Annotated in this window: 21 protein-coding genes; 14 read left to right on the forward strand and 7 right to left on the reverse strand. The window is 65.1% G+C overall.

Annotated elements, in window-relative coordinates:
• Positions 1-42: 42 nt before the first annotated feature.
• The 6 genes from OKA04_RS10705 to OKA04_RS10730 all read right to left on the reverse strand — a co-directional run bounded on the left by OKA04_RS10705 (position 43) and on the right by OKA04_RS10730 (position 6,266).
• On the reverse strand, positions 43-1,353 hold the full coding sequence (locus OKA04_RS10705) for a nucleotide sugar dehydrogenase (protein ID WP_264501152.1): 1,311 nt from the start codon (positions 1,351-1,353) through the stop codon (positions 43-45).
• The gene (gene glf, locus OKA04_RS10710) at positions 1,346-2,527 is read right to left on the reverse strand and encodes a UDP-galactopyranose mutase (protein ID WP_264501153.1); all 1,182 of its coding nucleotides are present in this window, start codon (positions 2,525-2,527) and stop codon (positions 1,346-1,348) included. The genes OKA04_RS10705 and glf overlap by 8 nt, the downstream gene beginning before the upstream one ends.
• A gap of 3 nt (positions 2,528-2,530) precedes the next feature.
• A complete protein-coding gene (locus OKA04_RS10715; protein WP_264501154.1) occupies positions 2,531-3,496 on the reverse strand; it encodes a UDP-glucuronic acid decarboxylase family protein in 966 nt (321 codons plus the stop codon).
• A 192-nt stretch (positions 3,497-3,688) separates the two neighbouring features.
• The gene (nusG, locus tag OKA04_RS10720; protein ID WP_264501155.1) at positions 3,689-4,231 is read right to left on the reverse strand and encodes a transcription termination/antitermination protein NusG; all 543 of its coding nucleotides are present in this window, start codon (positions 4,229-4,231) and stop codon (positions 3,689-3,691) included.
• Positions 4,232-4,240: 9 nt separating this feature from the next.
• The gene (locus tag OKA04_RS10725; RefSeq protein WP_264501156.1) at positions 4,241-4,756 is read right to left on the reverse strand and encodes a GbsR/MarR family transcriptional regulator; all 516 of its coding nucleotides are present in this window, start codon (positions 4,754-4,756) and stop codon (positions 4,241-4,243) included.
• 64 nt (positions 4,757-4,820) lie between these two features.
• On the reverse strand, positions 4,821-6,266 hold the full coding sequence (locus OKA04_RS10730; protein ID WP_264501157.1) for a class I SAM-dependent methyltransferase: 1,446 nt from the start codon (positions 6,264-6,266) through the stop codon (positions 4,821-4,823).
• Between the two features lie 200 nt (positions 6,267-6,466).
• On the opposite strand from OKA04_RS10730, the gene OKA04_RS10735 reads away from it, so the two are divergent.
• From OKA04_RS10735 to OKA04_RS10785, 11 genes are all read left to right on the forward strand, one after another.
• Positions 6,467-7,699 (forward strand): LL-diaminopimelate aminotransferase, encoded by a 1,233-nt coding sequence (locus tag OKA04_RS10735; protein WP_264501158.1) that lies wholly within the window; start codon positions 6,467-6,469, stop codon positions 7,697-7,699.
• A gap of 65 nt (positions 7,700-7,764) precedes the next feature.
• Entirely contained in the window at positions 7,765-7,980 is a 216-nt protein-coding gene (locus tag OKA04_RS10740; RefSeq protein ID WP_264501159.1) for an addiction module protein, read from the forward strand.
• A 139-nt stretch (positions 7,981-8,119) separates the two neighbouring features.
• Complete coding sequence (locus OKA04_RS10745; protein ID WP_264501160.1) at positions 8,120-8,845, forward strand: AIM24 family protein; 726 nt, start codon at positions 8,120-8,122, stop codon at positions 8,843-8,845.
• A gap of 159 nt (positions 8,846-9,004) precedes the next feature.
• Positions 9,005-9,679, forward strand: a complete 675-nt coding sequence (locus tag OKA04_RS10750; RefSeq protein ID WP_264501161.1) for a PCRF domain-containing protein — start codon at positions 9,005-9,007, stop codon at positions 9,677-9,679.
• Complete coding sequence (locus OKA04_RS10755; protein WP_264501162.1) at positions 9,676-10,632, forward strand: hypothetical protein; 957 nt, start codon at positions 9,676-9,678, stop codon at positions 10,630-10,632. Before OKA04_RS10750 ends, OKA04_RS10755 begins: the two co-directional genes overlap by 4 nt.
• Positions 10,633-10,741: 109 nt before the next feature.
• Positions 10,742-10,948, forward strand: a complete 207-nt coding sequence (locus OKA04_RS10760; RefSeq protein WP_264501163.1) for an RNA-binding protein — start codon at positions 10,742-10,744, stop codon at positions 10,946-10,948.
• Between the two features lie 178 nt (positions 10,949-11,126).
• On the forward strand, positions 11,127-12,863 hold the full coding sequence (locus tag OKA04_RS10765) for a hypothetical protein (protein ID WP_264501164.1): 1,737 nt from the start codon (positions 11,127-11,129) through the stop codon (positions 12,861-12,863).
• Positions 12,864-12,938: 75 nt separating this feature from the next.
• The gene (locus OKA04_RS10770; RefSeq protein WP_264501165.1) at positions 12,939-14,228 is read left to right on the forward strand and encodes a serine/threonine-protein kinase; all 1,290 of its coding nucleotides are present in this window, start codon (positions 12,939-12,941) and stop codon (positions 14,226-14,228) included.
• Positions 14,229-14,275: 47 nt separating this feature from the next.
• Complete coding sequence (serS, locus tag OKA04_RS10775; RefSeq protein ID WP_264501166.1) at positions 14,276-15,559, forward strand: serine--tRNA ligase; 1,284 nt, start codon at positions 14,276-14,278, stop codon at positions 15,557-15,559.
• Positions 15,560-15,623: 64 nt separating this feature from the next.
• On the forward strand, positions 15,624-16,805 hold the full coding sequence (locus OKA04_RS10780; protein WP_264501167.1) for a hypothetical protein: 1,182 nt from the start codon (positions 15,624-15,626) through the stop codon (positions 16,803-16,805).
• 40 nt (positions 16,806-16,845) lie between these two features.
• The gene (locus OKA04_RS10785) at positions 16,846-18,327 is read left to right on the forward strand and encodes an SUMF1/EgtB/PvdO family nonheme iron enzyme (protein ID WP_264501168.1); all 1,482 of its coding nucleotides are present in this window, start codon (positions 16,846-16,848) and stop codon (positions 18,325-18,327) included.
• 201 nt (positions 18,328-18,528) lie between these two features.
• Here OKA04_RS10785 and OKA04_RS10790 read toward each other — a convergent pair whose 3' ends face one another.
• Positions 18,529-19,458 carry an AEC family transporter gene (locus OKA04_RS10790; protein ID WP_264501169.1) on the reverse strand — a complete coding sequence of 310 codons (930 nt, stop codon included), beginning with the start codon at positions 19,456-19,458 and terminating at the stop codon, positions 18,529-18,531.
• A 136-nt stretch (positions 19,459-19,594) separates the two neighbouring features.
• Here OKA04_RS10790 and OKA04_RS10795 point away from each other — a divergent pair, with 136 nt between their 5' ends.
• The 3 genes from OKA04_RS10795 to OKA04_RS10805 all read left to right on the forward strand — a co-directional run bounded on the left by OKA04_RS10795 (position 19,595) and on the right by OKA04_RS10805 (position 23,041).
• The gene (locus OKA04_RS10795; protein ID WP_264501170.1) at positions 19,595-20,353 is read left to right on the forward strand and encodes a right-handed parallel beta-helix repeat-containing protein; all 759 of its coding nucleotides are present in this window, start codon (positions 19,595-19,597) and stop codon (positions 20,351-20,353) included.
• A 139-nt stretch (positions 20,354-20,492) separates the two neighbouring features.
• A complete protein-coding gene (locus OKA04_RS10800; protein ID WP_264501171.1) occupies positions 20,493-22,034 on the forward strand; it encodes an FAD-binding oxidoreductase in 1,542 nt (513 codons plus the stop codon).
• A 68-nt stretch (positions 22,035-22,102) separates the two neighbouring features.
• The gene (locus tag OKA04_RS10805) at positions 22,103-23,041 is read left to right on the forward strand and encodes an FAD:protein FMN transferase (RefSeq protein ID WP_264501172.1); all 939 of its coding nucleotides are present in this window, start codon (positions 22,103-22,105) and stop codon (positions 23,039-23,041) included.
• Positions 23,042-23,053 lie beyond the last annotated feature (12 nt).

Raw genomic sequence — 23,053 nt, forward strand, 5'->3', positions numbered from 1 at the left:
AGAGACGGAAGACTTGGAGATTAAAGACGCAAGACTGGAGGATTACGCCTTCACCACCAGGCCTTCCGGCGTGTCGATGGAGGCCATGGCGTTGCGGGTGTCGATGATGAGGTCGGACCACGCGGCGAGTTCGGCGAGGTCGAAGGCGGCGTGATGCGTGGAGATGACGATGCAGTCCTGGGCGCGGATCGTTTCCTCGCTCCATGCGACGCTGCGGGATCCGGCCCAGTTCATGTGCTCGCGGGTAGGGCCCACCACCGGGACGTGGGGATCGTAGAAGGAGACCTCGGCACCCAGGCGCTGGAGGCCATCGAGCAGGGCGAAGGTGGGCGACTCGCGCATGTCATCCACGTTTGCCTTGTAGGCGAGGCCCATGAGCAGGATGCGCGATCCCTTCACCGGCTTGCCGCGGGAATTGAGCGCCTCCATGGTGCGATGGATGACGTAGTCGGGCATGCTGCGGTTGATCTCTCCGGCCAGCTCGATGAAGCGCGTGTGGACCCCGTATTCGCGCGCCTTCCACGTGAGGTAGAAGGGGTCGATGGGGATGCAGTGGCCGCCGAGACCCGGGCCGGGATAGAAGGGCGTGAAGCCAAAGGGCTTCGTCGAGGCGGCGCGGATCACCTCCCAGATGTCGATGCCCATCTTGTCCGCGGCGATCTTCAGCTCGTTGACGAGGCCGATGTTCACCGCGCGGTAGATGTTTTCCAGCAGCTTGGTCAGCTCCGCCACCTTGCAGGAGCTGACGGGCACGACTTGCTCGAAGGCAGCTTCGTAGAGTGCGACGCCAGCCTCCAGGCAGCCCGGCGTGACACCGCCGACCACCTTCGGAATGTTCGTCGCGGAGAACTTCGGATTGCCCGGGTCCTCGCGTTCCGGCGAATAGACGACGTGGATGTCCGTGCCGACCTGGAAGCCAGCCTTCTCCACGCGGGTCACGACTTCCTCGTCGGTGGTGCCAGGGTAGGTCGTGCTTTCCAGGCTGAGCACCTGGCCCGCCTTCAGGTGGGGCACCACGGCCTCGACCGTATTCACCACATAGCTCAGGTCGGGCTCGAAGTGCTCGTCGAGCGGTGTCGGCACGCAGAGGATGATCGCATCCAGCGTCTTGATGATCGAGAAGTCGGTGGTCGCTTCCAGCTTTCCGGACGCCAGTGCTGCGGCGACTTCCTCGCCTGGGATGTGCTTGATGTAGCTGCGACCGGCGAGCAGTGCTTCCGGCTTGCCCGCATCGATGTCGATGCCCACGGCGCGGAAGCCCGCCTTTGCATAGGCCAGCAGGAGCGGCAGCCCGACGTAGCCGAGGCCGACGACGCCGATGGAACCTTGTTTCGATTTCAGCTTTTCAAGCATGCGGGGCCGGTGAGTAGCGGGCGATCAGGCGGTCGGCCTCGGCGAGTGCCATGCCGGTGACCTGGTCCATGTTATAATAACGATAGGTGGCGAGACGGCCGATGAAGCTGACATTCTCCTCCGCCGCGGCCAGATCGGCATAGCGGCGGTAGGCGGTCTTCGCATCGTCCGCGGGCACGGGGTAAAACGGCTCCTCCCCCGGTGTCCAGTTCCGCGGATACTCGCGGATGATGGTGGAGGTGTCGATCTTCTGCCCCGTCACGTGCTTGATCTCCACGATGCGGGTGTAGGGAACGTCCGCGGAGGGGTAGTTCACCTGCACCGCCGGTTGCCAGAAGCCGGGCTTGCCGGAGACCGGCTCGCGGGCCCGCAGTTGGTCGGCGGTGAAGCTCTCGTGCTCGAAGCTCAGCGAACGGTAGGGCAGTGCCCCGTAGCGGCGCTGGAAATATTCGTCCACCGGCCCGGTGAAAATCAGGTGGCGGTGCCGCCAGCGCCTGCAGGCCTCGTCGAAATCCACGCCCAGATGAAGCTCCACCCCGGGAGATGCCTCGAGCATCTGCTCGAACATCGCCGTGTAGCCCTTCTTCGGCAGTGCTTGGAAGGACTCGCTCAGGTAGCGGTCATCGCGGTTCGTCCGGATCGGGACCCGTCCGCAGACGCTGGTGTCCAGGTCGCGCGGGTGGCGCTGCCATTGCTTGAGCGTGTAGCCTTCGTAAAAGCGGTGATAGAGCTCGCGACCGACCTTTGAGAGGATCAGCTCCTCCGAGTTCCGAGGCTCATCCACCGGCACCCGATGCTGCTCGATCCACGCCTCGAATTCCTCCGTGGTCGCAGCGTGGCCCACGATTTCCTCGTAGGTGTGCAGGTTGATCGGGAAGCTCCAGTAGCGGCCGTCCGTGTAGCTCTTGATCTTGTAGTCCGCGTCCTGCCAATCGGTGAATTTCCCCAGATACTCGACGATTCGCGGCGAGTTCGTGCGGAAGTAATGCGGGCCGTATTCGTGGACCAGCACGCCCGCCGCGTCGACTCGATCGTAGGCATTCCCGCCGAGGTGGGGGCGCTTGTCCACCACCACGCAGCGGAAGCCGGCATTGGATAGCCGCTCCGCCGTGACGAGCCCGGAGAACCCGGCTCCTACGATCAGGAAATCGACGCTGGCGTCAGGAGACGGCAAGGATCACGCGGGTTGGAGCTGGCCGCGGAAATACTCGATGGTCTCGCGGATGCCGTCGTCAAAGGAGACGACCGGCTCCCAGCCGAGGACTTCCTTCGCGCGGGTGATGTCCGGCTTGCGCACCTTCGGGTCATCCGGTGGCAGCGGCTTGGGATCGACCGTCAGCTCGATTTCGAAGACGCCGGCGATGGCTTCCGCGAACTGACGCATGCTCATTTCGTGCGGGTTGCCGCAGTTCACCGGCTCGTTGGTGGTCGAGCGGGCGAGACGCCAGATGCCGTCCACCAGATCGGAGACGTAGCAGAACGAGCGCGTCTGAGTGCCATCGCCGAAGATGGTCAGCGGCTCGCCGCGGAGGGCCTGGCCGATGAAGGCGGGGACCACGCGGCCGTCGTCCAGTCGCATGCGCGGGCCGTAGGTATTGAAGATGCGGACGATCTTCGTGTTCAAGCCGTGGGCGCGATGGTAGGCCATGGTGGCGGCCTCGGCGTAGCGCTTCGCCTCATCGTAGCAGGAGCGGACGCCGATGGAGTTCACATTGCCCCAGTAGCTTTCCGGCTGCGGGTGGATCTCGGGGTCGCCGTAGATCTCCGAGGTCGAGGCCACGAGGTAGGTCGCGTTTTTCCGCAGGGCGAGATCGAGGGAGTTGTGGGAGGCGTAGGAGCCTGCCTTCAGCGTCTCGATCGGGATCTGGACGTAGTCGATCGGGCTGGCGGGCGAGGCCATGTGGAAGACGAAGTCCACCGGCCCCTCGACATCGAAGGGCTCGGAAACATCCTGCTGGATGAAGGTGAAGTCAGGATTGTTCTCGAGGTGCGCGATGTTGCGCGCGTGCCCGGTGACGAAGTTGTCGAGTGCCACGACTTTCAAGCCGTCTGCCAGCAGTCGGTCGATCAGGTGGGATGGAACGAATCCGGCACCGCCCGTCACGACGGCGGTCTTGCCTTTGAGGTCTTCGATGGGAGTCATGGAATGTATAAAGGGGAGGAGAAAACAAGCGTCCGCCCTTGGTCGGCCGTCCGAAGCACGGACAGGACCAGCAGCGGCTTTTGGAAGATATTGATTTCAGGCGGGTTCATCGGTCTCGCCCAACGGGCGGGATGGATCAAAAAATCCGCTCTCCGTTCAATCCAAAATGAACAGTCCGAAGTGGCGGGGTCGTCATGGAAGGGGTTTGCGGGGAAGCAGCAGGGAGAAAAGATCCACCTCCACCACCTGCTCGCGCCCCAGGAATTCCAGCAGCACGCGCACCCGCTCCCGGGCAGGCAGCACCTCCACCACCGTGCCCTTCACACCGCCGAGCGGTCCGTGGGCCAGCTCCACCTCTTCTCCCTCCGTGATGCGCGGGCCCACGGTCAGGACCTCCTTCTGCCCCTGTTTCGCGACTTCCTCGCGCAGGGCAGCGACAAATTCATCCGGAACCGGTGGCACCTCCCCGCCGAAGCGCACCAGGCCGCGCACGCCTTGGCTGTACATCACCGCTCGTTCGTCGGTGCCGAGCCGGAAACGCGCCAGCAGGTAGCCGGGGAAGAGTGCCTCCACCCACCACACCTTGCCGCGGCGGGTCGCCTTGCGATAGCGCAGCATCGGGCAAAAGACTTCCACGCCCTCCAACTCCCGGAGGTGCGTTGCGGCGATGGCTTCACGCTTCGTCTGCGCCTTCAGGCAATACCATGCCGGTTCACTGGGGGGAGAGTCGCTCATTTATCTAACTTATTCGCCGAGAACCTTTTGCAGGAGGGGTAGGACGATCCGTGCCCTTCCCACCCAGTATTCGAGCTGCTGCACCCGGGACTGGAAAAAGACCCGCATCTCCGGGTCCGTCTCGTTGCCCGCGATCTCATTCAGCCGCGCGACCTTCGTCTGCCCGCTTTCCAAATGGGGGCTGACCTGCTCGCGGATGAAGCCGCCGACTAGGCGCTTCAGTTCCGTATCCGCCTGATAGTGGCAGCGGCGGGAGCCCTCGAGCTGGATCTCTCGGACGGCACCGAGGGTTTTCAGCGCGCGCAGGCCCTGGCTCGCGGAGCCCTTGCTGATGCCCAGCCGCTCCACGAGGTCATCCAGTGAAAGCGGCTCCGGCGAAATGAAAAGCAGCCCGTAGATTTCCCCGATCGACCGGGGCAGTCCGAGCACCTTCCCGCCATCCACGAAGACCTGGATGACCTGCGCTTCCAGTGGCCCGAGCGACGGGAACTCACGGATGTCTTCCTCTTCGCGGACCGGCGGCACGCGCCCGGGATACCTGCCCGTGGCCGATTGTTCAATCTGAAATGAACAAACGTCCAGGAGCCGCTCACAGCACGATTCCCCGCTCCGCCAGATGCGCGACCCACCGGTGGAAATCCAGCTCCGGGAAATCCGCATGTGCTTGCTCCGCCAGATCCTCGTAGGAAAGCGTGCCGTCCATCTTCGCCATCAGGCCTTGATGCCCGTCCGGGTAGCGGCAGGGGAAATGGCGTGCATCCACTACCGGCCTGCCCTGACCGGCGAAGTGCAGGTTCAGCGGGGACAGCCTCGGCGTCGGCATCGTCTGGCCGCGGATGGACAGAGGCTCGGCCCTCAGCTCGATCCCTCCGAGCCGTGCTGCCTGATAGATCCACTTGGCTAGCTCCCGAGAGTGAACCGCCGGTTCCCAGCCGCCGCCCAGTCGCTCCGCCGTCCGCTCCATCAGTGCTTGCACCGGGACGCAGGACGGCGAGGCATCCGCTACCAATTGGCGGAACAAGCTCACCACCGGGTTGTCCACGGGCGGCAGCTCGACCGGGCCGGGTCCCGCGGCGAAGTGCATCACCACCGCCGTCGTGACGCCTTCCTCCATCGCTGCGTCCACCCGGCAAAAGAGGCTGTTGCGGTGCGTCCGTCCGGACAGCAGGTCCAGCGTTTGCTGGAGCAGCACGGGGTCTGCCGCCAGCGGTGCCAGCTTGTGGTAGGCCTCCGGCGAGATACCGTCCGGCAGATTGTCTTGCAGGCGCGCCTCGCCCAGATAGCGCAGCCCGCGCTCGGCCGCCCATTTCGCGAATTCCGTGAAATAGACCGCGTCGCAAACCGGCGCGAAATCGTCAAAGGGCAGCACGGTCGGTCCCTTCCGCATCATGTCCCGGCAGATCGCCTGCACGTTTGCGGTGTGTGCGGTGGTCCCGCCGGCCATTTCCGCCAGCGAGGCGGCCACGGATTCCACTGTGTCGCCGAGACCGGCTGCCACGGGATTGCCCGCCAGTGCTTTCACCAGCGGCACCAAGTCGCGGCGCAGGGACCAGCCGGGGAGGGTATTGTAGGAAATGCACACCACCCCGTTGTCCGAGAGCACCTGGCCGCAGAGGTCCAGCACCCGCGTTTTCACCGAGTCCGGCACCCAGGAAAAGATCCCGTGCACGATCAGGTAGTCGCACGGGTGGGAGGGCCGCCAGTGCTCCAGATCCGCGGCCTCGAAGCGTACGTTCTGGAGCTGCGCCTCGTAGGAGGCCTGCCGCGCCTTCCGGATCGCCGTGTCAGAGAAGTCCAGCCCGGTGAAGTCGCTCTGCGGATACCGCTCCGCCATCGGCAGCAGGTTCTGCCCCGCCGCGCAGCCGAATTCCAGCACCCGGCAGTGCGAGGGCTCCGCCAGGCGTCCCAGCCCCGCGACCCGCGCGCTCACCCACAGCCGTGAGATGTCCGTGACCGGATGGCTCAGGTCCGGATAGCGCCGTTCGGAATACAGCTCGCGGACCGGGTCATTCATCGTGGCATCCATTGCAGGCATTTCCCGTGCCTTGGAAATCCTGAATTGAGGCAGCCGTCACTCCTTTTTCATCAAGGATTTATCGCTATTCACAGCCGCCTGATCATCAATGGCCTCGCTCCGGCCTCCGCCAGCGATCTCCCGGACCCCCGATCCAGCGGCATCCCGCGCCGAGGAAGGCCTTGCCCCGGCTACGGGCGGCGTCTAAACCACCCGCCGCCATGGCCTCGATCAATTCGAACTTCCTCAAGCTCAAAGCCGGTTACCTTTTCCCCGAAATCGCCCGCCGGGTGAAGGCCTTCTCCGATGCGAATCCGGACAAGTCCGCCAAGATCATCCGCTGCGGCATCGGTGACGTGACCGAGCCGCTGCCCGCCGCCGTGCGCGCCGCGATGCACGAGGCCATCGATGAAATGGGCGTGCGCGAGAGCTTCAAGGGCTACGGCCCGGAGCAGGGCTACGAATTCCTCCGCCAGGCAATCGTGGACAATGAGTTCGCGGGCCTCGGCATCTCCGCCGACGAGGTCTTCATCTCGGACGGCTCGAAGTGCGACACCGGCAACATCCTCGACATCTTCGGCAAGGGCAACGTGATCGCCATCACCGACCCGGTCTATCCCGTCTACGTCGATACGAACGTGATGGCCGGCAATACCGGAGACGCCGACGAAAAGGGTGCCTACGGCGGCCTCGTCTATCTGCCCTGCACCGCGGAAAACGGCTTCGTCGCCGACCTGCCGAAGGAGCGCGTGGATCTCGTTTACCTCTGCTTCCCGAACAACCCGACCGGTGCCGTCGCCACCCGCGAGCAGCTCGAGGCCTGGGTGAAGTACGCGAAGGAAAACGATACCGTCATCTTCTTCGACGCCGCCTATCAGGCCTTCGTCCAGGACGCCTCCATCCCGAAGTCGATCTTCGAGATCGAGGGCGCGAAGGACGTTGCCATCGAGTTCCGCTCCTTCTCGAAGAACGGCGGCTTCACCGGCGTCCGCTGCGCCTACATCGTCATCCCGAAGACCGTCACCGGCAAGGCGGACGACGGCACGCGCGTCCCGCTGCACCAGCTCTGGAGCCGCCGCCACAGCACGAAGTTCAATGGCGCGAGCTACCCCGTCCAGAAGGGTGCCGCAGCCGTCTTCTCCGAGCAGGGCAAGGCCGAGGTGAAGGCGCTCATCGAGCACTACATGGGGAATGCCAAGCTGCTCGTCGAAGCCGCAAAGGCCGCCGGCCTGCAGGTCTTCGGCGGTGAAAATGCCCCCTACGTCTGGGTCGGCTGCCCCGCCGGTCTCGGCTCCTGGGACATGTTCGACAAGATGCTGAACGAAGCCCAGGTCGTCATCACTCCCGGTGCAGGCTTCGGTGCTGCGGGCGAAGGCTGGTTCCGCATCTCCGCCTTCAACTCCCGCGCGAATGTCGAGGAAGTCTGCCGCCGCCTGGCAGCAGTGCTCGGCTGACGCTTCCTCTTGCCACCGGGGAATTCCTCCTTTTGCAAAGCGGAATTCCCCGGTAGTTTTCCTCCATGAGCCTCGCGGAAATCGAGAAGCAGGTGGCAGCGCTGCCTGTCGAAGAACGTGCGGCATTGGCCAGCTTCCTCCTGCATTCGTTGCCGGAACCGGATCATCACGTGTCGGACGAGGAGGTGTCCGAGCGTGTCCGGCAGGTGAAGGAAGGAGAGGCGGAACTGATCTCCTTCGAGGAATTGCGCCGCGGGGTGTTCTCTGACCGCGCCCGCTGATGCCCTCGTTTCATCCCCAGGTCAGAGTATCTCATTTCTTCCGGTCATTGCCGGAGAACATACGGGAGACTCCCGGTTCGAATTCGCCACCGAGTTTACATTAGCGCGGTCGCGGTATTTCGGTTAGATACATGGCACCATGTCCGTTCCACCTGCCTTACCTGCCAAGAATCCTGCTGAAAGCCTGCAGGAGTTCGTTTCCCGCACCGCCCAGCAAGACCTCGGCCACGGGGTCTTCGAGCTGGAGTCGCCCCGCTTCCTTGAGGTGAACCTGAATGGCCGGATGAATACCAAGACCGGCTCGATGGTCGCCTATCATGGCGAGATCAAGTTCACCCGCGAGGGCATGCTCGACCAGGGTGTCGGCAGCCTGCTCAAGCGCGCCATCTCCGGCGAGGGCATGCGCCTGACCTACGCCGATGGCCAGGGGAAGCTCTACCTCGCCGACCAGGGAAAGAAGATCATCATCCTGAAGCTCCAGAACGAGAGCCTCATCGTGAATGGCAATGACGTCCTCGCCTTTGAGGGCAGCCTCCAGCACAAGATCACCATGATGAAGAAGATCGTCGGCATGATGGCCGGCGGCCTTTTCAACGTGCGCTTCGACGGCAGCGGACTGCTCGCCATCACCAGCCACTACCAGCCCCTCACGCTGCGCGTCCAGCCGGGTCGTCCGGTGATGACCGACCCGAATGCCACCATCGCGTGGAGCGGCAATCTGACGCCCGAGCTGAAGGCCGACATTTCGCTGAAGACCTTCCTCGGCCGCGGCTCCGGAGAGTCGATGCAGATGCGCTTCGAGGGTGATGGCTTTGTCATCGTGCAGCCCTACGAGGAAGTTTACATGCAGGCCTCGGGCGGTTGATCCGTCGCCCTATCACGGCTGACAGAAACGTGTGTGAAATTGCTTGATCATTTGAACACATGTGATCATTTCGCACCCGATCAATGCGTGTCCGCCCGCCGGACACGCATTGCTTTCCCCTCCTCGGTCATGCGTTCCCTTATATTTCCTCTCGTATGCTTGTCCCTCTGGGCCGGCGGCTCCGTCCGCGGCGAGGGAGTCCTGGTTTACAAGAACCAGACCTTTCACCCCGACCAGTCGGCTCCTGCGATCCGCTACGACCGGATCGAGGGCGAGGGCTTCGTGAGCTGGGTCTTTGTCGGGAAGGAGAAGAAGCGTTTCGAGAAGACGCAGTTCCACCTCTGGCTGGAACTACCGCAGGACCTGCCCCATGACGTCACCAGTGACTACGACCTGAAGGCGATCTCTCTCCGGAAGGACGAGATGGAGAAGTTCACGAAGCGCTTCCCGAATGCCGCGCCCATCGCCAAGAAGAGCCTCGATCTGCACATCGAGTGGTGTGCGAAGATCAAGGAAGGCATGGTCCGGCACGGCGGCGAGTGGATGCCGAAGAAAACCTACCTCGACCTCCAGGCGAAGATCGCCGCCGACGAGCAGGCCGCGAAGGATTTGGCCGAACGGAAGAGCAAGGAACTCGTGGAGTCCGAGATGCAGCGGAAGCTGGCAAAGGAAAGGGAGGTGCGGCGCATAAAAGAAGCCGCCCGCGCTGCCACCGTGGACCGTCACAAGGCCAAGCTTCGGAAACTGCAGGACGAAATCGCTGAAATCGAAGAGTCCACGGATCGTCTGGTAGGTGAACTCAAGACCCTCGTGGAGAAGGAGAAGCAGCCATGATCGCAAGATTTCTTTCCACCGCCGTCCTCGCGGCATCGGTGCTTCTGACGGGCTGCCTGAAGCCCGGAGCCGAGGCCGAGAAGAAGCAGGCCGAGGTCAAGGGCCAGGTTTTCGTCGTCCAGCGGAACGGCCAGACCGTGAAGCTGGGCGGTGTCGATGTTCACTACATCTCCCGTGAGGTGGTCGAGGCGAAGTGTCGTCAGATCGGGGAGCGGATTCCGAGACTGCTGGAGGTTGCCGAATATCAGGACAATCTGAAGTATGTCGATGTGAAGATCGAGGCCGCCTATCGGGAGAAGCCATCCGCGGGAGTCAGGGCGTTCCTTTCTTCTGCCAAGGATCTCCAGTCCGATGCTTGGAAGCGATTCAGGGAACCACAGACTCTGGCGGATGATCTGGCACTGCTCGCCTTCGTAGAGGAAAACCGCGACTCATTTGAAGATGCGGGATTCGGCCGGAATGAGACGGACCGCTGTGCCTTGGCATCATTGATCACTCTGGTGAAGGACGAGAACGTGATCACGACCCAGACCGATGCGGACGGGAACTACAGCCTCAGCGTTCCGGCACCTGCTGATGGATACGTTTTCGCCGAGTCATCACGGCAGTTGGGCAAGGACGACACGGAAATCTATTACTGGATCCAGCCGTTGACCGTTTCCCTCACCGGTCCTCTACATCTTAGCAGCCCGAACCGCTTCAACGTCCACATGTTGGACGAGATGATTCGTCCGGTGCCGAGGGAGAAGAAGGAAAGTGGAGCGCTTGCGATCGAGGAGGAGTACAAGCTTCGCAATCCCTACTGGTTCGCCGCGGCGGAAAATTTGCTGAAGCGCATCAAGAGCAACGAGTCGGAGGTCAAGGAGCTCCGGGACAGTGTCTATGATGTGGAAGCCGCCATCGAGCGGGCGAAATACGAAGAGGTCGGGGACGAGGCAGGCGAGGACGAGTGAGCGGGCCGGGCCGGCCGGCGCGGCCCCGTCATCCCCGCTCCCACGGCCTTTTCCTTGACAATCAAGGCTCTCCCCGGACACTGGCCCCACAATCATGAAAGGGGGACGCGTGGAAAGCGAGCTGTTGCACACGGAAAAGATCCTGGCTGACCGGAAGACATTCTTCCTGGATCTCAAACAAAACTCCCGCGGGATGGTGGTGAAAATCACCGAGGACGTGGGCGGCAACCGCGACACCATCATGGTGCCGGCCGAGATTCTGGGCGATTTCATTGCCGCCCTGAACGACATCAAGGAGACGGCTGACAATCATTGATTTGCGGGCGTCGCGACGCCGGGGGAAACTACTTAAAACACCCTCGTTTTCGGCCTTTGCGATGGGAAGGGGTGGATTTCCTCCCTGTTTTCGGCTTCAATCGCGGGCAGTGGTAGCCCCCTTGAGTTTCTTCAAATCCGTTTCAAAGCGCCCTTCCGCCCCTCGTCGCGGAGGGCTGGTGCGATCTCTGGTCTGGGGTTTGGCGCTCGGCCTGGCCAGCGCAGCCGCTGCCGCCGAGACCGTCTGGCAGCCGGTCACCGATTACTCGATTTCCTTTCCGGGGGATCGCGCGGATGCCGCCCCGACGATCAATCCTTTCGACAATTTCACCCACTTCGGCACCGACTTCGGCTGGATGGGTCCGGGCCAGGCCCGGCTCGAGTCGAGATCCGGGGCCATCCGGACCAAGGCGGACGGGGAGTGGACCGGAGCCTGGCACTCGCTGGCTGGTCTGGCGGTGGAGCCGCAGCGGCTCTTCGACCCCACGGATGTGACCGGCCTCGGCGGTCCGCAGGAAGTCCGCGCCGGGGTGGTGGCCGTGACCGTGGATGCCCGCGGCCAGGGCGAGCTGCGCGTGGAGCTGTCCGATCCGGGGAAGATGGTGAAGTGGTCCCAGACCATGATCCTCCAGCCGGGCGAGCGCACCCGGCACCGCTTCGAGATCTCGGCGGCGGATCTGGGGCCGGTGAAGTATTTCAACTGGGTGGCAGAGCCCGGTAGCTCGGTCGAGGTGTCCGCCATCGGCTTCGATATCGCAAAGCCGGCCATCTCCGAGGAGGAGTGGATGGTGCGCGTCTCGCTGGGAAAGCTGCGGCGCTGCCACGATCCCGAGGGCGGCCTGACGCGTGACCGCGCGCATCTCCCGGCCGGGGTCTTCGACTCCATCAGCTCCACCGGCCTGCACGCGCTCGCCAGCGCGACCGCGGCGGCGGAGGGCTGGCTGGACCGGGAGATGGTGGCGGGCGAGCTCCGCCGGACCACGCGCGCCTTCCTCGGCATCCAGAAGGCCGCGGGCTTTCTCCCCCACTTCACCCAGCGCGGCCCGGACGGTCAGCCGGTGATCCACCCCGGCACGGAATTCAGCACCGTGGACACCGCCATCGCCCTGATCAGCATGCGCCTCGCGGGCGACGTGCTGGATCTCGTCGACGTGGAGGACGCCATGGGCGTGTTGATCGCCGACCTCGACTTCGACCTCGCCAGCACCAGCGACGGCTGGATCAGCCACGGCTTTGCCACGGATGGTACCACCCCGCTGGCCAGCCAGTGGCGCGACTGGGGCGGCGAGACCGCGCTGGTGATGATGCTGGAGGGCATGGTCCATGGGCGGGAGCCGCGGGGGAAAATGGAGCCCGGCGGTCATGTTTTCCGCGGCGTGCAGTTCATTTCAGAGATCCAGAGCCTGTTTTACCCCGACTTCGACAGCGGCACCCCGGATCTGGCGACGGGCACCGTCTGGCCGGATGCGCGGCGGGCGCTACTGGAGCGCCAGGCTGGCTACGTGCAGAAATATTGGCCGGACTCCCGTGCCGCCCATGCCGGCATCTTCGGCCTTTCCGGTGGCGAGGCGGGCATGCCGGGCGATGGCTACACGGCGAATGGCGTGGACCTGCCGGACCTCCGCTGGCTGCACCCGCACGCCATGCTCATGGGCCTGGCGCTCAGCGGCGGCGACCGCTACTCGGAGGGCGTGCGCCACCTCGCCCAGGCAGGGATGCTCTTCCCCCAGGGCCTGCCGGAGACCGTGGAGATCGGCCTAGAGCGGCACAATCCCATGCAGGGATCGCTCAATGCCGGCTTCGAGGCGCTGGCCGCCTATCACGGCCTGCGGCGCTCCGGAAACGACCTCATCGACCAGTCCAGCAGGCGTGATCCGCTCCTCCGGGCAGGGGTGCGGCGCTTCTATGCGGAGTAAGCTGACCTAACCGATGCGGTTTTTCTTCATTGCCGCATCGGGAAACCCGGCTTCAAAGTATGGAAAGCCCTTTGCATGGAGGAACGATATGAGATTCGCGGGAAGCTCGGCCAAGGCGGTCTGGGTGCGGTTTACCGCGCTTGGGACCACGCCTTGAAGCGCGAGGTGGCGGTGAAACGGATCGTTTCCGGTGACGATGACGTCCATCGCGACGAGGCGACGAAGCAGATGGAGAAGGAGACCGGCGCCCTCGCCGCCCTCCAGCATCCGAATATCGTCACCATCTACGACGTCGGCTCGGATGAGGACGGCCCCTTCGTCGTCATGGAGTTGCTCACCGGCCAGACGCTGGATGAGATCGTGGAAAAAGCGCCGCTGACGTGGCCGGATTTCCGCGAGCTGGTCCTCCAGATCCAGGAGGCGCTCGTCGCCGCCCAGCACCTCGGTCTCGTCCATCGCGACCTGAAGCCGTCGAATATCATGGTGAACTGGCTGCCGTCCGGCCGCTTCCAGACCAAGATCGTCGATTTCGGCCTCGCGAAATTCAGCCCGAAGACGTCCATCGACACCATCGAGCAGGGGGACATCTTCGGCTCGATCTTCTACATGGCCCCGGAGCAGTTCGAGCGCGCGCCGATCGACTCGCGCTTGGACATGTATTCCATCGGCTGCGTCTATTATTTCACGCTGACCGGGCAGAATCCTTTCCAAGGCGAGACCGCCCATCAGGTGATGGCCGCGCATTTGGAGCACCGCGTCATCCCGCTCGGCGAGGTCCGCCCGGACATCCCGAAGTGGGCGGCAGACTGGGTGATGTGGCACATCAACCGCTACCCGGTGGAGCGCCCGGAAAATGCCCGCGAGAGCATGAAGAGCTTCATCCAGCTCGATCAGCCGATCTCCCAGGCCATCGTCCAGCCGGTGGTGCCTGCCGGTCCGCCCGCCGCCCTGCGCCCGCGCATGGCCAGCGGTGCCCCGCAGCGCCCGACCCCCGTGCCCACCGCCATGGTGGCCACCCAGGCGGTGAAGACGCACACCGCGCCGCAGCCGCTGGCCCCGCCGGATGGCGCGCCGCCCAGCCTGCACTCTGGCGCGACGGATCCCGATCCTGAGCCCGAGCCGGAGGAAGTGCCCGCAGGCCCGCCTCCGCCGGATATCCCGCCGCCGCCCTCGCCCGTGGCGGTCACCGGCCCGGTCACCACCGTGCGCCGCGCCCCCGGTGCCGGAGTGCCCGGCCCCACGATCCAGTTTTCCATGCCCGCGAAGAAAAAGGGCATGAGCGAGGGCCAGCGGAACATGCTCGCCGTGCTCGGTGGCCTGCTGCTGCTGGTCATCATCTATTTCTTCGTGACCCAATTTTCCTAGCAGGGCGATGGACGGCGGCCCGGTGATGCTCTAAGGCTCGCCGCGTCATGCTCGATATCCGCGAGATCCGCGAAAACACCGATGCCGTCCGCGAACGCCTGAAGGCGCGCGGCGGCAACCACTGGACGCTCATCGACGAAGTGCTCGCCTGCGACGAATCCCGCCGCAAGGCCGAGACCGAGAAGCAACAGCTCCAGTCCGAGCGGAAGAGCACGTCCAAGCAGATCGGCATGCTGAAGGGCAAGGGCGAGGACACCTCGGCCATCGAGGCCGCCGTGCGCGAGATCAATGACAAGATCGCCGCCCTCGACACCGAGTCGGATGCCGCAGGCACCCGCCAGGCCGAGCTGCTGATGGAGATCCCGAATCTCCCGCACCCCGCGTGCCCGGTCGGCGAGGACGAGACGGCGAACCCCGTCGTCCGCACCTTTGGCGAGAAGCCGGAGATCCCCGGCGCGCAGGACCACCTCACGCTGGCCGAGGCGCTCGGCATCATCTCGCTCGATGATGCCACCCGCATCGCCGGATCCGGCTTCGCCGTCTATCGCGGCAAGGGCGCGAAGCTCGAGCGCGCGCTGATCAATTTCCTGCTCGATCTCCAGTCCGGCGAGCACGGCTACGAGGAGGTGAATGTCCCGCACGTCGTCCTGCGCGAGTGCATGGAAGGCACCGGCCAGCTCCCGAAATTCGAGGACGACATGTACGGCACGGACGCCGGTGAAGACGGCCGGAACCAGCTCTTCCTCGCGCCGACCGCCGAGGTGCCGGTGACGAATCTTTACCGCGACACGCTGCTCCACGAGAGCGACCTGCCGAAGCGCCTGTGCGCCTACACGCCGTGCTTCCGCCGCGAGGCCGGCAGCGCGGGCCGCGACAACCGCGGGATCATCCGCATGCACCAGTTCGACAAGGTGGAGCTGGTCCAGGTGGTCCATCCCGACCACGGGCTGGAGACGCTGGAGGCCCTGACCGGCCACGCGGAGGCCGTCTTGCAAAAGCTCGGCCTGCACTACCGCACGATCGAGCTTTGCACCGGTGACCTCGGCGCGAATTCCGCGAAGACCTACGACATCGAGGTCTGGGCACCGGGTCACGGGAAGTACCTCGAGGTCTCGAGCTGCTCGTGGTTCGGCGATTTCCAGGCGCGCCGCATGAAGCTCCGCTTCAAGGACGGGGAGGGGAAGAACCGCTTCTGCCACACCTTGAATGGCTCCGGCACCGCCCTGCCGCGCCTCTACGTGGCGCTCATGGAGCAGTACCAGCAGCCCGACGGCTCCATCAGGATCCCGGAGGCACTGGTGCCGTACTTCGGCGCGACGGAGATACGGTGATCTACGGCACGGGCCGCGAGGTCGCTGCTTGCCTCGCGGATTTCCGCCGCCTAGCGTACCGCACATGCCAAATCACCTGAGGTCTGATCTTGTCTTCCGGCTTTCCTGCTGGGTGCTGGGCCTGGTCGCCTTTGCCCAGCTCCTCACGGCCGGGGTGGCGCTTGCCGTCCGCGTCGAGCGGGCGCAGGAGGTGAGGATCGTGGAGAAGGAAGTGCCGTCATCGATCATCACCATGGCACCGGCCGCGCCGCCTGCCATGGCCGTGGTGCCGCCGACGCCGAAGAAGGTGGTGGAACTTCCGCCGCTACCGGAGGCCACGGTGCTGCCCGCGCCACGCCCGCTCACCGTCCCGGCAATCGCCGATCCGGTGGTGGAGCGCCTGGTCAGCGAAGCCCGCAAGGCCCGCCTGGCCGATGACATGGGCGCCGCCATCACCAAGCTTGGCGAGGCCCGCTCCCAGGCACCGCAGGACCCGAATGTCCTCTACGAGCTCGCCTTGGTTTATGAGGATATGGCAGCGGCCGATCCCTTGCACGCCGACCAAGCCGCGGATGCCTACCAGCAGATCCTCGCGCTCGGCACCACCGGCGCCGGCTCGCTCTATGCCTTGGCGGGAGAAAAACTCGCCGCCGGTATCTCGATGCCATCCGACCTGCGCGGCGAGATGGCCCTCGGTCGTGTACGGATCTTCAAGGACGACGACCACGAGGAAGGCCAGCGGGTGGTTGTCACCGTGCCGGTGCATGCAGGTGCCGACGCGAAGATCGAAGAGGGAGACCTGGAAGTCCGGGTGCGCTTCTTCGACTCGGTCATGAAAGGCGGGAAGCGGGAGATCCTCGAGTCCGTGACCCAAGTGCCGAGCGACCGCATCGAATATCCTTCCATGCCCTTCGACTTCGCCACCGGCGAGGAGTTGATCCGTTTCCCCTACATCATCCCGAGCGACGATCTCCAGCAGACTCACCTTTTCGGAAAGCGCGAGTACTACGGCCAGGTGGTGGAGCTGATCTACAAGGGCGAAGTGCTGGACTACCAGGCTTGGCCGCGGCACCTCTCGTCGCGCAGCGGATCCGCCCAGCAGCAGTCGCATCAGCAGCAGGGAAATCCTTGGGACCAGATGCCGGAATTCCTCAGCGAGGACATGATCTCCACCCCGGGTGTCTTGCCAGGCCGCCAGAATGAATTCCCGCCGGACATGCCTGCCGACCCGTATGCAGACCTGCCCATGCCCCCCCCCGACCGTTGATTTGGCCTGACCCGATCTGATCTGCTCTGACCTGATTTTCATGGACGATTTCCGCCTCCGCGCCGGCACCACCATTGGCGACTACCGTCTCGACGAATTCCTCGCCGAAAGCCCGACCTCCCTCACGTGGCGGGCGGAGCAGCAGTCCATCCGCCGGCAGGTCGTGGTCATCGAGCTGAAGCCGACCGCACTCCATTCTCGGGATGCCTTCCTGGCAAATGTCCGCGCACAGGCGGCGGTGGATCATCCGCTGATCGGCTCGGTGTATGAGGCGATCAATCAGCCCGACTACTGCTTCGCCGCGCTTGAGCGCTTGCCCGGTTCGTCCCTGGCCGAGCGGCTGGCCTCGCGGCAGGCGATGAAGCCGGTGCAGGTCGCGCACATCCTGCGCCGCGTCTCCGAGGCCTCGCTCACTCTGGAGTCCGCCGGGACACCCACCGGCCCGATGCGGGCGTCGGACGTCTTTCTGGACAGCCACGGCGTCGTGCGCCTGGCAAATCTCGCCCGCGCCGGTGAGCGCGAGCCGGGGAGATCCGAGGGTGACATCACCACGCTGGGCCGCGAACTCGTCCCGCTGGTGGCGGATGGCCATCCGGGTGCTTCGCGGATGCAGACGCTGCTCGCGTGGATGCGCGGGGAGGGGCTGGACCGCTCGCTCACGTGGGCGGAGATCCGCTCGTATGCCGAGCAGATCGAGCAGCAGCTCGCGGAGGCTCCTGCCGCCGCTGCGCCGCCGACCTCCCGGGTGCAGGCGAAGAAGTCGCCGCTGCCGCTGATCCTCGGTGCGGCGGCTGTCGGTATTGTCGCCATCGTCGGGGTCTTCGCGCTGAAGGGCGGGGGAGATGGCAAGACGGCCAAGCCGCTGCCTTCGCCCGTCGTCATTCCCGAGGGCAGCCACCCGCTTCCCGATGGCGGGGAGTCGGCGCTGCCCGCCTTCGAGCTGGGCGCCCACGAGGTGACCATAGGCGAATATGAGTCCTTTTTGAAGGCGCTGGCGGCCCTGCCCCCGGAGCGCCAGAAGAACTACGACCCGGAAGGCCAGCCGCCGGGCAAGACCGGTCACGAGCCGGATGGCTGGGCCGACATGCTCGCCGCCATCAAGAGCGGTGGCCAGTGGCAGGGGCGGACGATCACCCGGGACTGTCCGGTCGTGAATGTCGATTGGTGGGACGCCACGGCCTACTGCAATTGGAAGCTGGTGCATCTGCCCACCGAGGAACAGTGGTGGGCTGCCATGCGCCACCAGCTTCCCGAGCCTTCGTCGCTGCGCCCGGCAGGGTGGGGCGGCATTCATGAGATCCCGCCGACCGACCGCACGCCCGCCGGCTTGCTAGGCATGGCGGGCTCCGTCTCCGAGTGGACGCGGAGCCAATCGCTGAACCCCGCCAATCCTCTCGGAGAGAAAAATTGGGTGCTCATGGGCGGCTCCTTCCTCAAGCCCTCCTCCGGCGCGACCGCCCGCGAGTGGACCACCGACCGCTCCCTGAAGCGGCCCGACCTGGGATTCCGCGTGGTGGAGTGATCTATCACGCCAGCCTGCGCCTGCGCGCTGTTGATTCGTAGCGGAGCGACTGCGTCGCTCCGGCGGGGTGCGGTCCGCCTCCAAAAATCAAGGTGGCGATCTCCAAGGAGACCCCGCCCAGCCTTGAAGCGCGCAGCGCTTCCGCTACGAAGCTGGATCGCGCTGGTTCGCGAGATCAGCGCAGCTTCGCGGCGTTGAGATTCACCCCACCCACAGCTTCAGCACATACACCAGTGCCGGGGTGGTGATCAGGCTGATGAGCGTGCTGTAATAGACCGCCGAGGTGGCGAAGGAGATGTCGCCGCCGAATTCATGGGCGAGCAGCGCGGTATTCACCGCCGTGGGTGCCGCGGCGGCGAGGATCAGCGACGCGGAGACATCGCGCGAGAAGCCGAAGGCCGTCACCAGCAGGAAGGCCAGCGCCGGGGAAATGACCAGCCGCAGCAGGATGGCCGACCACAGCGGCGCGCGGAAGGGCGCGGGCTTCGTCTGCGACATCTGCACGCCCAGCGTGACCAGCGCGAAGCCGATCAGCCCTGCCTGGAGCAAGTCGAAGGGTTCCCACAGCCAGATCCACTCCTGCACCGGCACGCCTAGCCCGCGGCAGGCGAGCCCCGCGGCCATCGCGTAGAGCGTCGGCTGGCGCAGCATTTTCATCAGCGCCTTGCGGTGCGAGCCGGGACTCTCCCCGCGCGCCTGGGCGAGGAAGAGGCCGATCGTGTAGGTCGAGACATTCATCGTCGCCAGGATGAAGATCTGCACCTCCGCGGCGTAGTTGCCAAAGGCGAGCGTCACCAGCGGCAGCCCGTAGTTCCCGCAGTTGTAAAACATCGTCGCCAGCGAGAGCGCCTGCCGCTGCCGCGCGGGCATGCGGAAGAGGTGCCCCGCGATCGCGCTGCCGATGAACATCAGCGCGATGGTTGAGAAGGTGAAGCCGACGATCCGCAGTGCCTCCGCGCCCCCCAGCTCCGCGCTGACCACCCGGCTGAAGATGAAGGCCGGGACCATCAGGTAGATGTTCAGCTTCACCAGGGTCTCCAGGTGTAGCTTGAATTTCCGGTCCATCAGCCAGCCCGCGCCCACGATCAGGAAGATCGGCCCGCAGACATCGAGTAGGATCCGGAAGAACACGCGCGGCGATCAACGGGGCCGCGGGCCGCGATGTCAACCGGTGTCCGTCAGGGACTGTCCATCCGTGATCGCGTCATCCCGCTTCGGGATATGTGATCTTGTGGTGTGTTTAATAATCCGGCAGTTTTGATTCACCATGAAGCTCCTACCCTTCCTCGCCGCAGTTTTCCTGATGGGCCTCTCGTCCATCGCCTCCGCCCAAGCCACCCGCACCTGGGTCTCCGGTGTGGGTGACGATGCGAATCCCGGCAGCCGCACCGCGCCGTGCAAGACCTTCGCCGGAGCGATCAGCAAGACCGCTGCGAAGGGCGTGATCAACGTGCTCGATCCCGGTGGCTTCGGCGGCGTGACCATCACCAAGGCCATCACCATCGATGGCGGTGGAGTGGAAGGCGGCATCCTCGTGAATGGCACCTTGGGCATCAATATCAATGCCGGTGAGCAAGACGTGGTGATCCTGCGCAACCTGCAGATCGAAGGCTTGGAAACCGGCACCATCGGCGTGCGTATCCAGCGGGCCGGTGCCGTTTACTTCGAGAACTGCCGCATCAAGGGCTTCCAGAAGGGCGTCGCCGAGGCGACCACCGCCACCACCGGCACGCAGCTCTTCTTCCGCGACTGCCTGATCCACGAGTGCTCCGAGGAAGGCATCTCCCTGGCCCCGGCCACGGGTGCCGCCAGCGTCGCCATGATCGAGAATACCCGCATCGAAGGCTGCGGCACCGGCATCGCCGTCGCGGATCGCTCGCGCGCCGTGCTGAGCGACAGCACCGTGGCCTTCAACGTGGCCGACGGCCTGAAGAAGATCGGCAAGGGCGTCATCCAGTCCTTCAAGAACAACCGCATCGTCGGCAACACCCCGGACGGCAAGGCGACGAACCTGCCGCTGAAGTGAGCTGACAGGCGCACCTGCGTTTTCACAAAGGGCGATCTCCGGATGGAGGTCGCCCTTTCTCGTGCGGGTGATGCGGGGCCATGCCGGTCGCTACAAGTTCCCGGGTTGACCGGCGGGGCGACCGGGGAAATCCTCGGGCGTGTCCCTTCCACCCAAACGCCAGTCCTGGATCACGCAAGGCGGTGCCGCACGACAAGAGATGCGCAGCCGCGGAGCCGGTGCGGAAAAAGATATCTTCGACGATCTCGACGAGCCGCTGGACAGCGCTCCGGAAGCGGAGCCGGAAGACGGGGACGCTCTCTCAGCAGACACGGTCTGCGCGGAACTCGCGGAGCTGCTGGGTCCGGGCAAAGCCTCCATCCGCAGCGCGGATCTGGAGGAAAATGCCGCCGACAAGTGGTACGCGCGGAATCTGCCGGACGTGGTCGTCTTCGCCGAGTCGGCGCAGGATGTCTCGAAGACGCTGAGATATGCGTCCCAGCGGAATATCCCGGTGACCACCCGCGGCGCGGGCATCGGCTATGTCGGCGGCTGCGTGCCGGTCGCCGGTGGCATCGTGCTCTCGGTCGCGCGGATGAACCGCATCGTGGAGATCAATCCCGCCGATGGCGTGGCCGTGGTGCAGCCCGGCGTGATCACGGTGGCCCTGCAGAATGCCGCGCGTGCGGTGGGCTGGGACTATCCGCCCGACCCGGCGTCGCTGAAGGAGTGCTCGATCGGCGGAAACGTGGCGACGAATGCCGGCGGCCCGCGTTGCCTGAAGTACGGCGTTACTCGTAGTTACGTCCTCGGGCTGGAGGTGGTGCTGGCGGACGGCCGCGTGATGCGCTGCGGCGGCCGCGTCCACAAGAACAAGACGGGCTTCGACCTGTGCGGGCTTTTCACCGGCTCGGAGGGCATGCTCGGCGTGGTCACGGAGATCACCCTGCGCCTGATCCCGAAGCCCGCTTCGCGCGCGATGCTGGCGGCGGTCTTCGGCGACTTCCCCGCGGCGGCGGCTGCCGTGCAGGCCATCCTGAACCGCGGCCACCTGCCATCCGCGCTGGAGATCACCGATGGCTTCACGCTCGCCGCCGCTCGCAAGCGCCTCGGCGCGGACAAGCTGCCCGACGGCCAGGCGCACCTCATCGTGGAGATCGACGGGCGGCCGGCTGCGGTGAAGAGCGAGCTGAAGGAGCTGGAAACGCTGCTCTCCGAGGTGGGCGCGACCCGCATCGACCGCGCGACGAAGGAGGCGGAGTGCGAGGCGATCTGGCAACTGCGCCGCGAATTTTCTTACTCGCTGCGCGACACCGGCCTGACCAAGCTGAACGAGGACATCGTGGTCCCGCGCTCGAAGCTGGTGGAGCTGGTCGATTTCGCCCGTCGCCTGGAGGAGGACACCGGTATCCCGGTCGCGTGCTTCGGCCATGCCGGGGACGGGAACATTCACACGAACCTGATGGTCGCGGGCTTCGAGGATCCCGCCACGCGGGAGAAGGCGGAGCACGCGCTCGACCTGCTCTTCGCCTGGGTGCTCGACCACGGCGGCGCCATCACCGGCGAGCACGGCGTGGGCCTCGCGAAGAAGCCGTGGATCCATCAGGCGCTCGGGGAGGTCGCCTTCGACGTCCACCTCGCGCTGAAGGACGCGCTCGATCCGCAGGGCATCCTGAATCCCGGCAAGTTCCTCGACGACTGACCGCTCCCGCCAGTGCGATTCCCCGACAGGTGTCGCGTGATCCGCGCGTTGGATGATTCTTGGAAACGATGAGATTCCCATCCCTTATCCGCGCGGGCGTCGCGCTGCTCGTCATCGCAGTCGTGCACGCAGAGGAGCGCCGCTTCGTTTTCGAACGTCCGCTGATGGCCACGCGCTTCGCCATTACCTGCCATGGCGAGGACGAGGCCGCGGCGAAGAAGGCCGCCGACGAGGCATTCGCAGCGGCGGAAGAGGTGAACCGCATCGCCTCCGACTACTCCCCGGAAAGCGAGCTGATGCGCCTGCCCGCGGGGAAGGCCACGAAGGTCTCGCCCGTCTTCGCCGAGCTGCTGGAGTCGTCCTTTCATCACGCCAAGCTCACCGAGGGTGCCTTCGACCCCACGCTCGGCCGCCTGACAAAGCTCTGGCGGGAAAGCCGCCGCACGCGGGTGCTGCCGCCGGATGATATTCTAACAAGTGCTCGCGACGCCGGCGGCTGGAAGCATGCCACCTGGGATGCTGCCACCTCCACGATCCTGCTTCAGAAGCCCGGCATGCAGCTCGATCTCGGCGGCATCGCGAAAGGCTACGCGGCGGACCGCATGCTCGCCGTGATGGTGAAGGCAGGCTTTTCCCGCACCTGCATCGCAGCCGGTGGCGATCTCCGTCTCGGCGACCCGCCGCCGGGCAGGAAGGCGTGGCGCGTCGGCCTCCAGACCTTCGATGAGGAGTCGCCGGAGGAAGTGGTGGAGCTGGTGAATTGTGCCGTCTCCACCTCGGGCGACCTGCACCAGTTCGCCGAGATCGGCGGCAAGCGCTACTCGCACATCCTCGACCCCGCGACCGGCCTGGGCCTCACCGAGCGCATCGCGGTGAGCGTCATCTCGCCCACCGCCACCATCAGTGACGCTCTTGCCACAGCCGCCTGCGTCGTCGGCCCGGAGAAGGCCGAAGCCCTCTGCCTCAAGGCCGGAGCGACTCGCGTCATCGTGCGGACGCCCCGGTGAGTCGGGCAACGG

Source organism: Luteolibacter flavescens (assembly GCF_025950085.1).
Lineage (GTDB): Bacteria > Verrucomicrobiota > Verrucomicrobiia > Verrucomicrobiales > Akkermansiaceae > Haloferula > Haloferula flavescens.